This is a genomic window from Desulfurobacterium sp. TC5-1 (assembly GCF_000421485.1).
Classification (GTDB): domain Bacteria; phylum Aquificota; class Aquificia; order Desulfurobacteriales; family Desulfurobacteriaceae; genus Desulfurobacterium_A.
In genome coordinates, this window is the sequence record NZ_ATXC01000001.1 from 66,887 (window position 1) to 79,161 (window position 12,275).

The following is a 12,275-nucleotide window of genomic DNA, read 5'->3' on the forward strand; positions in this document are numbered from 1 at the left end:
AATTTAATTTCACTAAACTACACATAAGTGATACTAACCCAGAAGGGAGGTAAAAGGGATGTCTTTATTTGGAACGAAAAGAATAACAACCTTTGCTCCGCCCAAGGATGCAAGAAGTGGAGGTGGTACGTACCTTCCAGGTGAGCTTAAGGGTATCATCAGGATTAACAAAGACAGGTGTGTGGCGTGTGATACCTGCAGGCCTCACTGTCCGGCGGACGCCATCAATGGGAAACTTGGCGAGCCTCATTCAATCGATGTTGACCGCTGTATAGCCTGTGGTCAGTGCCTTGTTAACTGTCCATTTCAGGCTATTGAGCAGATGTCTCAAATTGACGAGGTTTCTGCCAAGTTAAAAGATCCAAACACAGTAGTTGTTTTTGCACCTGCCCCGGCGGTAAGAGTAGCTCTCGCAGAGGAATTTGGTGGAAAAACGGGAGAGCTTACCGTGGGCAGAATGTACAACGCCTTTAAGAAGCTTGGAAACAACGTGAAAATCTACGACATCAACCTTGCTGCTGATCAGACTATCTGGGAAGAGGGAGTGGAGTTTATCTGTAAAGTTCTCTATCATGTTGTTGGTCTGAAAGAATGGAAGATAGATGAGGAAATGGCAAAGGCTCTTGGAATTGAGCCTGTGACGATTAATCTCGAGTGGTGTGAGCACCATCCTCTTCCTCACTTTACAAGCTGCTGTCCTGGATGGATAAGATGGATGGAACTTTATGCTCCTGCCGTTCGTCCTCATGTTTCAGGTACAAAATCCCCACAGCAGATATTCGGTCCGTCGGCCAAAACGTGGGCTGCTCTTGATGTCTGGAATGTTGATCCAAGAAACGTTTATAACGTTACAATAATGCCGTGTACTGCAAAGATTTTTGAGGCTTCAAGACCGGAATTCAAGGCTGCTTACGAGTATCTTAAGGAAAACGGTAAGATTCCAGAGGATACACCGCCATTCCCTGACGTTGACGCTGTTCTTACGACAAGAGATATGGCTGAGCTTCTCAGGAGAAACGGTATTAATCCTCTTGAAATGCCTGAAAAAATTGAAAATCCTGAACCTACGGAGATTTATACAGGTGGTGGAACAATTTTTGGAACTTCAGGTGGAGTTACTGAAGCTGCTCTCCGTATGGCTTACTTTGTTCTTTCCGGTGAAAGGCCACCAAAATGGGATATCTATCCTGTTCGTGGTTACACAACAGGTATCAGAGAAGCGGTTATTCCAATTCCAGTTAAGCTTCTTGGTGGAAAGACGTTTGATCTTCATGTGTGTGTTGTTAACGGAAATAGGAACCATCTTCCGACAATAATAGAAGAGGTACTGGATGGAAGTTCCAAGTACCACTGGATAGAGGTTATGAACTGTCCTGGTGGATGTGTTGATGGTGGTGGACAGCCTGTTAACGGTATGGGAACAGGCTGGATTGATGGGCTTTTCCCAATTCCAAAAGAAGTTGGAAACAGTATTTAATTTGAGTTTGAGGAGGTAAGGAGGTATGAGGAGGCTACCTTACAAGTATGAAGAAGGTCCTGCTTCTATGGTTGTTTCAAGGAGGGGATTTCTCAAAGTTACAGGTATCCTTGCCGCGTTTGTGGCTTTTGGCAAGGCAGTTATAGGGTATTTCTATGGAAAAAGGCACGATTACCTTACATCGAGGCAGGAAGGTCTTTACAAAGATGATAAGATTCATCAGAGAGAGGGACTTGCTGCTTCTCAGGAAAACCCGACAGTCAAGGAGTATTACGAGCAGTTTGGAGAATATCCTTTAAGTGAGAAATCCCATCACCTTCTCCACACGCATCGTTACTACGAAAGGTGGCAGTTAGCAAAAAGGGAGGTGCGTAATGGCTAATGATTACACAAACAAAGTTTTAAAATTTCCTCTTCCAAATAAGATTTTTCATAATGTGAATGCCGTGACCTGGTATATTCTTCTTATAACAGGCCTTATTGCTTACTTTAAGCTTGCATCGCCGCAAACGATGGCTCTTATGATGAAGATTCACATCTACACAGCTGTTATTTTTACGCTTAACTTTATTGCATTTGTATTCATTACGCCCCACAGATTCTACATGATGCTTGACAGACTCTTTACCTGGGATAGAGATACATTTGCATGGTTTAAAAACTTTGGTGGTTATCCGAGGATGCTTGGAATTCCTTTTGGTCCTGAGGAAGTTGCGCCTCAAGGCAAGTACAACGCAGGTCAGAAGTTAAGTTATCCAATGTTTGTATTCTTTGTTGCGATTCTTATCGTAACAGGATGGGGACTTTTCCTCTTTAAGCATGCCCTTGGAAAAGGTCTTTTTACTGTTATGTTCTACGTTCACGTTTGGGGTTCAATCCTTGTTAGTGCAATGGCAACGTTCGGCCACGTTCCACTTGCCCTTATTCACCCGGACGACGTTAAAGCTATGTTTGGATTTGGACCTGGAACTGTACCTATAGAGGTTGCGGCTCATCACAACCCTAAATGGGTTGAAAATGAAATTGTAGAAATTGATATTCCAGAGGATATTCCGGAGGGACATCACCACTGATGAAATTTCGCATTGAGAGAGACTTTTTAGGAGAGGTATCTATCCCCGCTGACCGGTACTACGGCATTCATACCGCCCGGGCGGCGGGGAATTTTCCTGTTTCTAAGTATCGTGTTCCTTTCGAGCTTATAAAAGGTTTTGCAGTTGTTAAAAAGGCTGCTGCCATTGCAAATGGAAGGCTTGGCTATCTGGAAGAGAAAATTGTTCAGGCGATAGTTAAGGCCTGCGATGAGATTTTAGATGGGAAGTTTAAAGAGGATTTTATAGTTGATGCTTTTCAGGGTGGTGCCGGTACTTCCACAAACATGAATGTAAACGAAGTTATAGCTAACAGGGCAAATGAAATTTTAGGCAGTAAAAAGGGAAAGTACTTTCCCGTTCACCCCCTTGAACATGTAAATCTTCATCAATCAACAAACGATACATATCCAACGGCTCTTAAGATTGCTTCTCTCTTTCTTCTGAAGGAGCTCAGTGAAAAAGTTGCCGAGTTTCAGGGGAGCCTTCAGAAGAAGGAGAAAGAGTTTGCTTCCATCGTAAAAATAGGCAGGACAGAGCTTCAGGAAGCTGTTCCCATAACGCTTGGCAGAGAGTTTTCCGGGTATGCTGATGCTATTTCCCGGGATAGATGGCGTATATGGAAGGCTATGGAGAGGATAAGGACACTTAATATCGGCGGAACTGCCATCGGCACCGGTTTGGCAGCTCCAAGAGATTACATTTTTGAAGTCATAGAAGTTTTGAGAGAGCTTACAGGCCTGAACATATCAAGGCATGAAAATCCCGTTTCTGTCACCGCTTTTGCTGACGACTTTGTGGAAGTGGCAGGAATTCTTGACGCATATGCATCAAACGTTTTTAAGATAGCGAATGATTTGAGGCTCATGAACATGTTAAAAGAGATAAACTTAAAACCTGTTCAGCCAGGTTCTTCCATAATGCCGGGAAAAGTTAATCCGGTTATCATGGAAGCTGCAATGCAGGTTGCAATTAGAGTTAAAGCCAATTTTTCAACGGTTAGAGAGTGTGCATCTCACGCTTCTTTTGAAATAGTAGAGTTTATGCCGCTGCTTGCTTTTTCTTTAATAGAGGCTTTAAAACTTCTTATTAATATTTCTGAGATTCTTTCTAAGCACGTTGCCCAGATAAGGCCTGTTCCTGAAAAGTGTCAGGAATACTTTGATAGAAGCTTTTCCCTTGTTACGGTTATGTTGCCCCTTATAGGTTATGAAAATGCGACAGAGGTAGTTAAAGAGATAAAAGAGAAGGGAGTGAAAAACATTAGAGATTATCTGACACAGAGGTTTGGCAGGAAAGTTGTTGAAAAACTTCTCTCACCAGAATACCTTAACGCCTTCGGCTATGATGAAGAGGACTTAGAGGAGCTTTTAGATGAATTCAACACCTAAAGGATTGAGGCTTCACATAGGCGTTTTTGGCAGGACAAATGTGGGTAAGTCAAGTCTTATAAACCTTCTGACCGGTCAGGAAGTTTCTATAGTTTCCGACGTTCCCGGCACCACGACAGATGTTGTTGAAAAGGCGATGGAGATTCTCCCTATAGGTCCTGTGCTTTTTCTTGATACTGCCGGTGTAGATGACGAGTCTCTACTTGGGAAAGAGAGAATAAGAAAAGCAATGGAGATACTCAAGCGGTGTGATGTTGCCGTTTTAGTTCTTGAACCTGATAGGTTTACCGATTTTGAAGAGCGGTTGATAGAAAAGTTGGAGGAGAAAAAGATTCCTTTTGCCTTTGTTGTCAATAAAGTGGATTTTTCAAAACCGTCTGAAAGTTTTGTAAAGAAGCTTGAAGAGAAAGCACCTGTTATTCAAATTTCTGCAAAGAGCGATTCAAGGGAAGAGGCACTTTCAAAATTCAAGAAGATTCTGCTTAAGGTTGTTCCTTCAGAGTTTCTAAAAGAACCTCAGCTTATTGGTGACCTTGTTCCCCCAGGCGGTATAGCTGTCCTTGTTGTTCCTATAGATCTTGAAGCACCTAAAGGGAGGCTGATTCTGCCTCAGGTTCAAACGATACGAAATGTTCTTGATAGTGATGCAACGGCAATTGTTGTTAAGGAAAGGGAACTTCCATTCATGCTTTCTATCTTAAACAGGAAGCCTGACGTTGTTATTTGTGACTCTCAGGTAGTTTTAAAGGTTTCTGCTGACGTTCCTTCAGGTGTTAAGTTCACGACATTTTCGGTGCTCTTTTCAAGGTATAAAGGTGATATTACCGAATTTGCAAAAGGACTTGCAGCAATAAAAAATCTTAAAGAAGGTGCAAGGGTTCTTATCGCTGAATCCTGCACTCACCATCCAATAGAGGACGATATCGGTAGAGTTAAGATTCCCCGATGGATAAGGCAGTTTACCGGTTTAAAGGATATAGAGTTTCACCATCACGCAGGAAGAAGTTATCCGGAGGACCTATCCGGTTACGATGTTGTTGTTCACTGTGGAGCCTGCACTTTAAATAGAAGGGAGATGCTTTCAAGGATAGAAGCTGCTAAAAGGGCCGGCGTACCAATAACAAACTACGGGATGACAATATCCCTCACTCAAGGGGTGGCAGAGAGGGTGCTTGAACCTTTCCCATCAGCTTTGAGGGCTTTTAGAAACAGCGTTAAAAGGAGGAAGAGAAATGTTAACCGAAGAGGCTGTAAAATCCTGGATATCTAACGTTATAAAGCCAGAACAGTATGAGAAGTACATGGAAAACGGCAGGGATTTCATCAACGATGAGGAGATATGGGAAAAATTAAAGGCAAACAGTAATCCCGAACCTTCCCGTATAAGAGAAATTATAGCAAAATCTCTTGAACTTGAAAGGCTTGAACCTGATGAAACAGCGGCACTTTTGCACGTTAAAGATGAAGAACTATGGCAGGAGATTTTTGAAGCGGCTGGAAAAATAAAAGAGCAAGTTTACGGTAGACGGATTGTAACTTTTGCGCCACTTTACGTTTCCAACTACTGTGTGAACGATTGTGACTACTGTGGTTACAGAATTTCCAACGATAAGGTAAAGAGAAAACGCCTTACAATGGACGAACTTAGAGAGGAAGTGGAAGCACTTGTCAAGCAGGGTCACAAAAGGCTTATCATGGTTTACGGTGAACATCCCCTTTCAGATGCAAAGTTTATAGCAGAGACTCTTAAAGTTACTTATGAAACGAAAGTCGGTCACGGGGAAATCAGAAGGGTAAACGTTAACGCAGCTCCTATGAGCGTTGAAGACCTTGAACTTTTAAGGGATATTGGAATTGGGACATATCAGGTTTTCCAGGAGACATACCACCACGAAACCTACAAGAAACTTCACAGAGGTCTTAAAGCAAACTATCAGTGGAGGTTATACGCACTTCACAGGGCGCAGGAAGCAGGTGTTGACGACGTCGCTATAGGAGCACTTTTTGGCCTTTACGACTGGCGTTTTGAGGTAATGGGACTTCTATACCACGCTATTGATCTTGAAAAGCGTTTTGGCGGCGTCGGACCTCACACAATTTCCTTTCCGAGGCTTGAGCCGGCAGTTGGAACACCATTCTATGAGAAGCAGAGGAAGTATCTTGTAAGTGACGAAGATTTCCTGAAATTGGTTGCGGTTATAAGGCTTTCCGTGCCTTACACAGGTATGATTTTAACGGCAAGAGAACCTGCAGAAATAAGAGAAAAGGTTCTGCCTCTTGGTGTTACTCAGCTTGACTTTGGAACAAACATCGGTGTTGGTTCTTACAGCAAAGGTGCCTTTGACCCTGAGAAACAGCAGTTTCTCATTAACGATAACCGTTCACTTGACGAAGGTATCAGGTGGCTTGCTTCCACTGGAAGGATTACAAGCTTCTGTACAGCAGGTTACAGATGTGGAAGGACAGGAAATTACTTTATGGATATAGCAAAAACCGGTAAGGTTCATCACCTCTGCATGCCTAACGCCATTTTGACGTTTAAAGAGTATCTCCTTGACTACGCTTCTCCTGAAACGAGGAAGGTTGGTGAGGAGCTTATAAAGAAAGAACTTGAAGCCATTAACCATCCAAAATTAAGGGAAATTGTTGAAGAGTACCTTAAAAGGATAGAAAACGGTGAGAGAGACCTTTACGTATAATTTTAGGGGGATATTTTCCCCCATATTTTTATGGAGTTAAGTATGGAAAAAGGAGAAGTGATAAAACGTTTTGAAGCGTTTCAAAAAGAGATTAAGCAGAAGTTTCCCGATGTTAACGTTGCCCTGTGTGAACTTTTGGGGAGGCGCTGGTCTTTTCTTTGTGGTTCTTCTATGGAGCTTTCTCCTTTTGTTAAAAGGATCAAAATTAATGAACGTTACGGTGTTTCCATTTTTGACGGTAGTATAGATGAAAGTAAGTCAGAAGAGATAGTCAGGATTCTCAAAGGGTATTTTGATGGAGATAAGTGACGATAGGATTCTTAAAGAACTTTCAATAGATGGTGTCAGCGGTTCTCTTATATCACTTGCAGACCTTATAAGAAAACAAAAAGTTGGTGATTTTGTCTATTTTAGAGGTCTTGTTGAAATATCAAACATCTGCTCAAAAAACTGCTATTACTGCGGTTTGAGGAAAGATAATACGAAATTGAGAAGGTACGCCCTGTCTGAGGATGAAGCAGTTGCTATTGGCGTTTCTATATATAAAAGCGGTATTTCCTCACTTGCCCTTCAGTCGGGAGAAGTAAAAAGTGACAGATGGGTTGAAAAGCTTGTAAACATTGTGAAAAGGATAAAAGAAGAGACAAAAAAGATAGATGAAGAAAATGGAAAACAACCAGAAGGTGCCGGTATAACAATATCCTTTGGTGAACTTGAGAAAGAACACTACGAAGAGCTTTTTAAGGCCGGTGCCCACAGGTATCTTTTGAGGATTGAAACTTCGGATAGAGAGCTTTACGAAAAACTTCATCCTGTGGATAAAGACCATTCTTTTGATACAAGATTAAGGTGTCTTGAGTGGCTTAAAGAGATAGGTTATCAGGTTGGAACGGGTGTTATGATAGGCGTTCCGGGACAGACGATTAAGCATCTTCTCAACGACCTTAAATTTTTTAAAAGTTTTGATGTAGATATGGTAGGTATGGGGCCTTACATAGAGCATAGAGATACGCCTCTTTTCGTGTGGTACAGAAAAGAAATAGAGAAGAAAGGTTTTTACAGGAAGGCTTATGAGCTTTCCGTGAAGATGATAGCTTTTGCCAGAGTTATTCTGGAAGATGTAAACATAGTTGCATCAACTGCTCTTCAAAGTATTCCCGGATGTGAGAATTCCCTTGAAACTGGAATAATAGCCGGTGCAAATGTTGTTATGCCTGTTTTTACACCTTCTGATTTCAAAAAAGCTTATTCAATTTACGAGAACAAGAACAATCTGACCGTTTCTCAGATGGCAGAAAGAATAGAAAGGGCAGGATACACGCCTGTTTTTGATAGATGGGGAGATCCTGTTCACTACTTTGAAAGGATAAAGGGGCAGACCGCCCCTGTTTAAATACCTCAGCCAAACGGTGAGCAGGTTGCACCTGTTGAGCTTGAACTTGAGCTGCTTCCACCTATACCGCATGCAGAAATTTTCTTTTTAACGTTTTGAGAACCGCAGTATGGACACTTTACCTCGCTTACCTTTGAAGCTGAAATAACAAACTTTTCAAACTCTTTTCCACAATCTTCGCATTTAAACTCGTAAACCGGCATTCAACCTCCTTGATATTTTGTTCATTCTAAAAATGTAGTGAAACTGGATTTTCTGTCAAGTATTAGTGGTATATTCAGCTGGATTTTAAATAAACCAGAGACGGTGCTTGTTTTATACGATGGTAGCGTAAAGACGGAAATTATACTTTATCGTTTTAATCCCTGATGGGAAGGAGAAAAGGCAGCTAAGGGAAAAGTAGATAGAGAAAAGTACACTTCCGAACTTTTCTTTCCTCTTAATACAAAAGATGTGATTCTTTTGACCGGTCTTGGAAGGGCAGGACAAACAACTATAATGAAACTTTTTATAGACCACCTGATTGAATCCGGATTGGAGCCACACAGAATATTTTATGTGTCTCTTGATTTTTATGGTTTTACGAGAAGTTAAGTATGACAAGTGGAAGAAAAGCAGAAAAAAATTGTTTAAAGATTCTGCGGCTGAAAAAAAGCTACTGATATATTCCGCAGAAGATTATCTGAGGCTTTTAAAAGAGCAATCTGAAGACAGTAATCTTGTCTGATGTAAAGGGACAGATTACTGTCCCTTTATCAGATTAACGCCTTTCTGTATCAGTTTTTCTACCTCTTCCGGTGTTGGTGCTTCTGCGTATGTTCTGAACACCGGTTCTGTTCCTGATGGTCTGAACAGGAGCCACGAATCGTCTTCAAATATCAGTTTTAAGCCATCTATTGTTAGGGCTTTTTTAACTTTTTTTCCTTCTACCTCTTCCGGTGGATTCTCTTTAAGTTTATTAAGAACAGCTTTCTCTTCTTCTGAAACCGGAAGGTCGATCCTTCTGTAGTAGGCGCTTCCGTACCTTTCAAATAGTTCTTCTACCATTTTGGAAAGACTTTTGCCTTCAACCAGCATCTTTTCAACGATAAACAGCCCCATGAGAAGACCGTCTCTTTCGGGTAGATAATCCATGAGGGCATAACCGCCGCTCTCTTCACCGCCAAAGAGAACTTTCCTTTTAAGCATCACCTCTGTTATGTTTTTAAATCCAACAGGTGTTTCAACAAGTTCTATTCCGAAATCTTCGCAGACTCTATTGACCAGGTATCCTGTTGATACAGTTTTTACAACACAGCCGCCTCTAAGTCCTTTGTTTTTAAGTACGTGGAGGAGTATTAAGGCATACACTATCTGTGAGTTTACAAAATTCCCGTTCTCGTCAACTATGCCGACCCTGTCACCATCTCCATCATTTGCTATGCCTATGTCAGCACCTACTGCTCTTACTTTTTCCATTAAAGATTTTATGTTCTTTTCAACGATGGGTTCAGGATGTTTATTATCGAATAAGGGGTCTCTGTAACTGTGTATCTCTGTAACTTCTGCCTTTGTTCCTTTTAAGGCTTGCGAAACGAAGTTCTGCTGTGCACCGAACATAGGGTCGTGAACAATCTTTACCGCTCTTTCTTTAAAAAGTGACAGGTCAATCTGATTTCTCACAGCTTCAATGTAGGGAGTGTTTATATCTTCTGTTTTAACTTCACCAGCTTTTCTTTCCGCACTTTCCACATCGGGAAGGTACTTTTCTATTCTCTTTACGTAAGCTGTCGTTGCTGCACCGCCGAATGATTCTTTTACCTTGTAACCACTGTATTTTCCGTAATTATGAGAAGCTGTGATAACGATACCGTTGTCAAAGTTCATGTATTTTGTTGCGAAAGATACCGCTGGTGTTGGTGAAAACGTGTCTGCAAGAACAACTTCAAATCCTTCGCCGGATAGAGTTTCGGCTACAAACTTTCCGAATTCCGGTGATAAAAAACGCATATCATATCCGACAACGATTCTCTTAGCGCCGTCTTCTTTTAAAACTTTTGCGTGGGCCTGGGTTACTTTTCTTAAGTTTTCAAATGTAAAATCATCGGCGATTACACCTCTCCATCCGTCAGTTCCAAATTTTATAGCCACCTGCTTCCTCCAGCTCTTTTTAAAGTTTATTATACAAATAATTGGAGTATAAATATGAAGGCAGTTTTATTAAGAATTTTTACAGAGCAAGCTGATAAAAGAAGGAAAGGAGAGAAAAGAAAAGGCGGGAATTACCCGCCTGCCTGATCAGTCAAGAACAAAGATATCGAGGAATTCTCTTATTCTGTCGTCTCCGATAGAGTAGAGAACTTTTGTTCCCTCTTTTCTGAAGTTGAGTATCCCGAGCTCCTTCATGATACCAACGTGCTGGGAAACCTTTGGTTGAGAAATGCCAAGAGCTTCTTTTAAATCTTTTACACATTTCTCACCATCGGAGAGGAGCATCAAAATAGCGAGCCTCTCTGGATGTCCGAGGACCTTAATAACCTCTGCCTTCATTCTTAGTTCTTCTGTTAGAAGCATTTTAAAACACCTCCTCTTCTATATCTTCAGCATATATATTGTTCCACAGCGCACTGAATCTTCCATATCTGTTCCCGTCCCATTTGTTTGACGGTATTCCAAGTTCTGCTCTCTCAAGGGTAGTCTCTATGTTTTTCTTTAGTATCTCCTTTGCCATATTTTCAACCCTTGAAATTTCTTCCTTCCCCGCCTCTTTGACTTCAAAAGGAACATCTTCGAAGAGCTTTTCAGCCCTTTTGCTCCTGACAAAACATAAAGAATAGTCATTATCAAGGCAAGGGACAAATGTAACGTCACTTCCCCGGGAACTTACGTTCATACAAACCTTGCAGCCCTCGTTAACATAAAAATAATACTCTTCGGGTGAAAATGCAAATAATTTAGATGATTTTATATAAATTTTACCTCTATTAATGAAAATTTCATTTATTCTTCCTGAACTATCTCCTTTTTCTTTAAGGAGGCACTTTATTCCTTCCATTGAAGCCGCACCAATGCAGAAAATTCCAATCTTTAGTGCGAACTTCAACGCGGTAAAGTTGTACCCTATTCCGAAATACTGCATCTTATTTATTCCATCAAGGACACAAGAATGTCCAACAACAGCCACCTTCTCAAAAGAATATTTTTGCGTTATTTCCTTTAATATAGAATTCTGTCCACCATGGACGAAGAAAAACTGTTCATTGCCTTTTAATTCCTCTTTAGATTTTATAAATACAGGAGTTGTTACACTTGTACCATTTTTCTCTTTGATGGTTGTTCCTATTACACTATCTATTAACCCCTTATCAAATGCTGATTCAAGAAGAATCCTGAGATTGTCTTTTGGTGTTGCGTTCTTACCAGCTCGGAGCAAGAATGCCTTTGTAAATTTTCCCAGTATGAATTGCCTGTTAAGCCCAAGCATTGTCCCTCCCTATCCATAAACCGGCTGGGGATATGGTTTGAATGACTGAGGACATGCCGCAAGACATGAACCGCAGCTTATACAGAATAATCTATTGAATTGAGGCCTCTGCGTTCTTTTGCTGAATTCAAGGGCTCTTGTTGGGCAAGCGGAGACACATGTACCACAACCAGTGCAGAGTCCTTTGTTTACCACTTCTGTAAGGATGTCATATCCGCAGGCAAATGTTGAAAATACCATGAATTCAAACGGTCTTAAAAAATCCTCGTTTACCTCAAGTAGTGCAAGGAGAAACTTGTACAAGAGGTTAGGATTCGGTGGACATCCCGGAATAACATACTTTATCTTGTTTCTTAAAAAGGCAACTTCTGTTATGGGAATTGATGCCTGATGAGAAGGTTGTGGAGCCTGGGCACCGGTATTTAATCTTCTTATTCCTCCAAAAGCTGCACATCCACCTACGGCTACGATAATGTCTGCTTTTTCGTATATTTCTTTAAGTAATCTGATGTGGGGTTCAAAACCTATAGAGAAAGTGCCTTCAACGAAAGCAACATTTATTTTAGGAATTTCTTTGTTATTTGTAAGAAGATTTGAGTAGGCTATTTCTACGGTATCAAGAACATCTGCAAGTTCATCAAACATATCAAGGAAAGCTATTTGGCATCCTGAACAGCTTGAAAGATGGAAAAAGCCAACTTTAACTTTTATGTCTTCTTCAAGTTCAAAGTTATCAAATGAATAAACCAACTTTCTCCCCG

At 41.1% G+C, this 12,275-nt stretch carries 13 protein-coding genes; 8 read left to right on the forward strand and 5 right to left on the reverse strand.

The annotated features are described in order from the left end of the window. The first annotated feature begins 58 nt into the window (after positions 1-58). The 8 genes from H153_RS0100370 to hydE are packed head-to-tail and all read left to right on the forward strand — an operon-like array spanning position 59 to position 8,051. A complete protein-coding gene (locus tag H153_RS0100370; protein ID WP_022846145.1) occupies positions 59-1,477 on the forward strand; it encodes a [Fe-Fe] hydrogenase large subunit C-terminal domain-containing protein in 1,419 nt (472 codons plus the stop codon). 25 nt (positions 1,478-1,502) lie between these two features. Continuing rightward, positions 1,503-1,859: an iron hydrogenase small subunit gene (locus H153_RS0100375; protein WP_022846146.1), complete on the forward strand. Its 357-nt coding sequence runs from the start codon at positions 1,503-1,505 to the stop codon at positions 1,857-1,859. Continuing rightward, complete coding sequence (locus H153_RS0100380; RefSeq protein ID WP_022846147.1) at positions 1,852-2,550, forward strand: cytochrome b/b6 domain-containing protein; 699 nt, start codon at positions 1,852-1,854, stop codon at positions 2,548-2,550. The genes H153_RS0100375 and H153_RS0100380 overlap by 8 nt, the downstream gene beginning before the upstream one ends. Beyond that, complete coding sequence (locus H153_RS0100385) at positions 2,550-3,959, forward strand: aspartate ammonia-lyase (protein ID WP_022846148.1); 1,410 nt, start codon at positions 2,550-2,552, stop codon at positions 3,957-3,959. Before H153_RS0100380 ends, H153_RS0100385 begins: the two co-directional genes overlap by 1 nt. Beyond that, on the forward strand, positions 3,943-5,229 hold the full coding sequence (hydF, locus tag H153_RS0100390; RefSeq protein ID WP_022846149.1) for a [FeFe] hydrogenase H-cluster maturation GTPase HydF: 1,287 nt from the start codon (positions 3,943-3,945) through the stop codon (positions 5,227-5,229). The genes H153_RS0100385 and hydF overlap by 17 nt, the downstream gene beginning before the upstream one ends. After that, a complete protein-coding gene (gene hydG, locus H153_RS0100395; RefSeq protein ID WP_022846150.1) occupies positions 5,192-6,658 on the forward strand; it encodes a [FeFe] hydrogenase H-cluster radical SAM maturase HydG in 1,467 nt (488 codons plus the stop codon). The genes hydF and hydG overlap by 38 nt, the downstream gene beginning before the upstream one ends. Positions 6,659-6,700: 42 nt before the next feature. Continuing rightward, positions 6,701-6,967: a hypothetical protein gene (locus H153_RS0100400; RefSeq protein ID WP_022846151.1), complete on the forward strand. Its 267-nt coding sequence runs from the start codon at positions 6,701-6,703 to the stop codon at positions 6,965-6,967. After that, positions 6,954-8,051: a [FeFe] hydrogenase H-cluster radical SAM maturase HydE gene (hydE, locus tag H153_RS0100405; RefSeq protein ID WP_022846152.1), complete on the forward strand. Its 1,098-nt coding sequence runs from the start codon at positions 6,954-6,956 to the stop codon at positions 8,049-8,051. Before H153_RS0100400 ends, hydE begins: the two co-directional genes overlap by 14 nt. 5 nt (positions 8,052-8,056) lie before the next feature. On the opposite strand, the gene H153_RS0100410 is transcribed toward hydE, so the two are convergent. The 5 genes from H153_RS0100410 to H153_RS0100440 form a co-directional block, all read right to left on the reverse strand. Further along, positions 8,057-8,254 (reverse strand): zinc ribbon domain-containing protein, encoded by a 198-nt coding sequence (locus tag H153_RS0100410; RefSeq protein WP_022846153.1) that lies wholly within the window; start codon positions 8,252-8,254, stop codon positions 8,057-8,059. Positions 8,255-8,792: 538 nt separating this feature from the next. After that, a complete protein-coding gene (locus H153_RS0100420) occupies positions 8,793-10,181 on the reverse strand; it encodes a phosphoglucomutase/phosphomannomutase family protein (RefSeq protein WP_022846155.1) in 1,389 nt (462 codons plus the stop codon). 147 nt (positions 10,182-10,328) lie between these two features. Continuing rightward, a complete protein-coding gene (locus H153_RS0100430) occupies positions 10,329-10,604 on the reverse strand; it encodes a metalloregulator ArsR/SmtB family transcription factor (RefSeq protein WP_022846157.1) in 276 nt (91 codons plus the stop codon). A gap of 1 nt (position 10,605) precedes the next feature. After that, a complete protein-coding gene (locus tag H153_RS0100435) occupies positions 10,606-11,514 on the reverse strand; it encodes a Coenzyme F420 hydrogenase/dehydrogenase, beta subunit C-terminal domain (RefSeq protein WP_022846158.1) in 909 nt (302 codons plus the stop codon). Positions 11,515-11,523: 9 nt separating this feature from the next. Then, complete coding sequence (locus tag H153_RS0100440) at positions 11,524-12,264, reverse strand: 4Fe-4S binding protein (RefSeq protein WP_022846159.1); 741 nt, start codon at positions 12,262-12,264, stop codon at positions 11,524-11,526. Positions 12,265-12,275: the final 11 nt, after the last annotated feature.

What these genes read in the sequence shown, in the direction of transcription:
- H153_RS0100370 (WP_022846145.1), top strand. Translation starts at nt 59, where the DNA reads ATGTCTTTATTTGGAACGAAAAGAATAACAACCTTTGCTCCGCCCAAG.
- H153_RS0100375 (WP_022846146.1), top strand. Translation starts at nt 1,503, where the DNA reads ATGAGGAGGCTACCTTACAAGTATGAAGAAGGTCCTGCTTCTATGGTT.
- H153_RS0100380 (WP_022846147.1), top strand. Translation starts at nt 1,852, where the DNA reads ATGGCTAATGATTACACAAACAAAGTTTTAAAATTTCCTCTTCCAAAT.
- H153_RS0100385 (WP_022846148.1), top strand. Translation starts at nt 2,550, where the DNA reads ATGAAATTTCGCATTGAGAGAGACTTTTTAGGAGAGGTATCTATCCCC.
- hydF (WP_022846149.1), top strand. Translation starts at nt 3,943, where the DNA reads ATGAATTCAACACCTAAAGGATTGAGGCTTCACATAGGCGTTTTTGGC.
- hydG (WP_022846150.1), top strand. Translation starts at nt 5,192, where the DNA reads ATGTTAACCGAAGAGGCTGTAAAATCCTGGATATCTAACGTTATAAAG.
- H153_RS0100400 (WP_022846151.1), top strand. Translation starts at nt 6,701, where the DNA reads ATGGAAAAAGGAGAAGTGATAAAACGTTTTGAAGCGTTTCAAAAAGAG.
- hydE (WP_022846152.1), top strand. Translation starts at nt 6,954, where the DNA reads ATGGAGATAAGTGACGATAGGATTCTTAAAGAACTTTCAATAGATGGT.
- H153_RS0100410 (WP_022846153.1), bottom strand. Translation starts at nt 8,254, where the DNA reads ATGCCGGTTTACGAGTTTAAATGCGAAGATTGTGGAAAAGAGTTTGAA.
- H153_RS0100430 (WP_022846157.1), bottom strand. Translation starts at nt 10,604, where the DNA reads ATGCTTCTAACAGAAGAACTAAGAATGAAGGCAGAGGTTATTAAGGTC.
- H153_RS0100435 (WP_022846158.1), bottom strand. Translation starts at nt 11,514, where the DNA reads ATGCTTGGGCTTAACAGGCAATTCATACTGGGAAAATTTACAAAGGCA.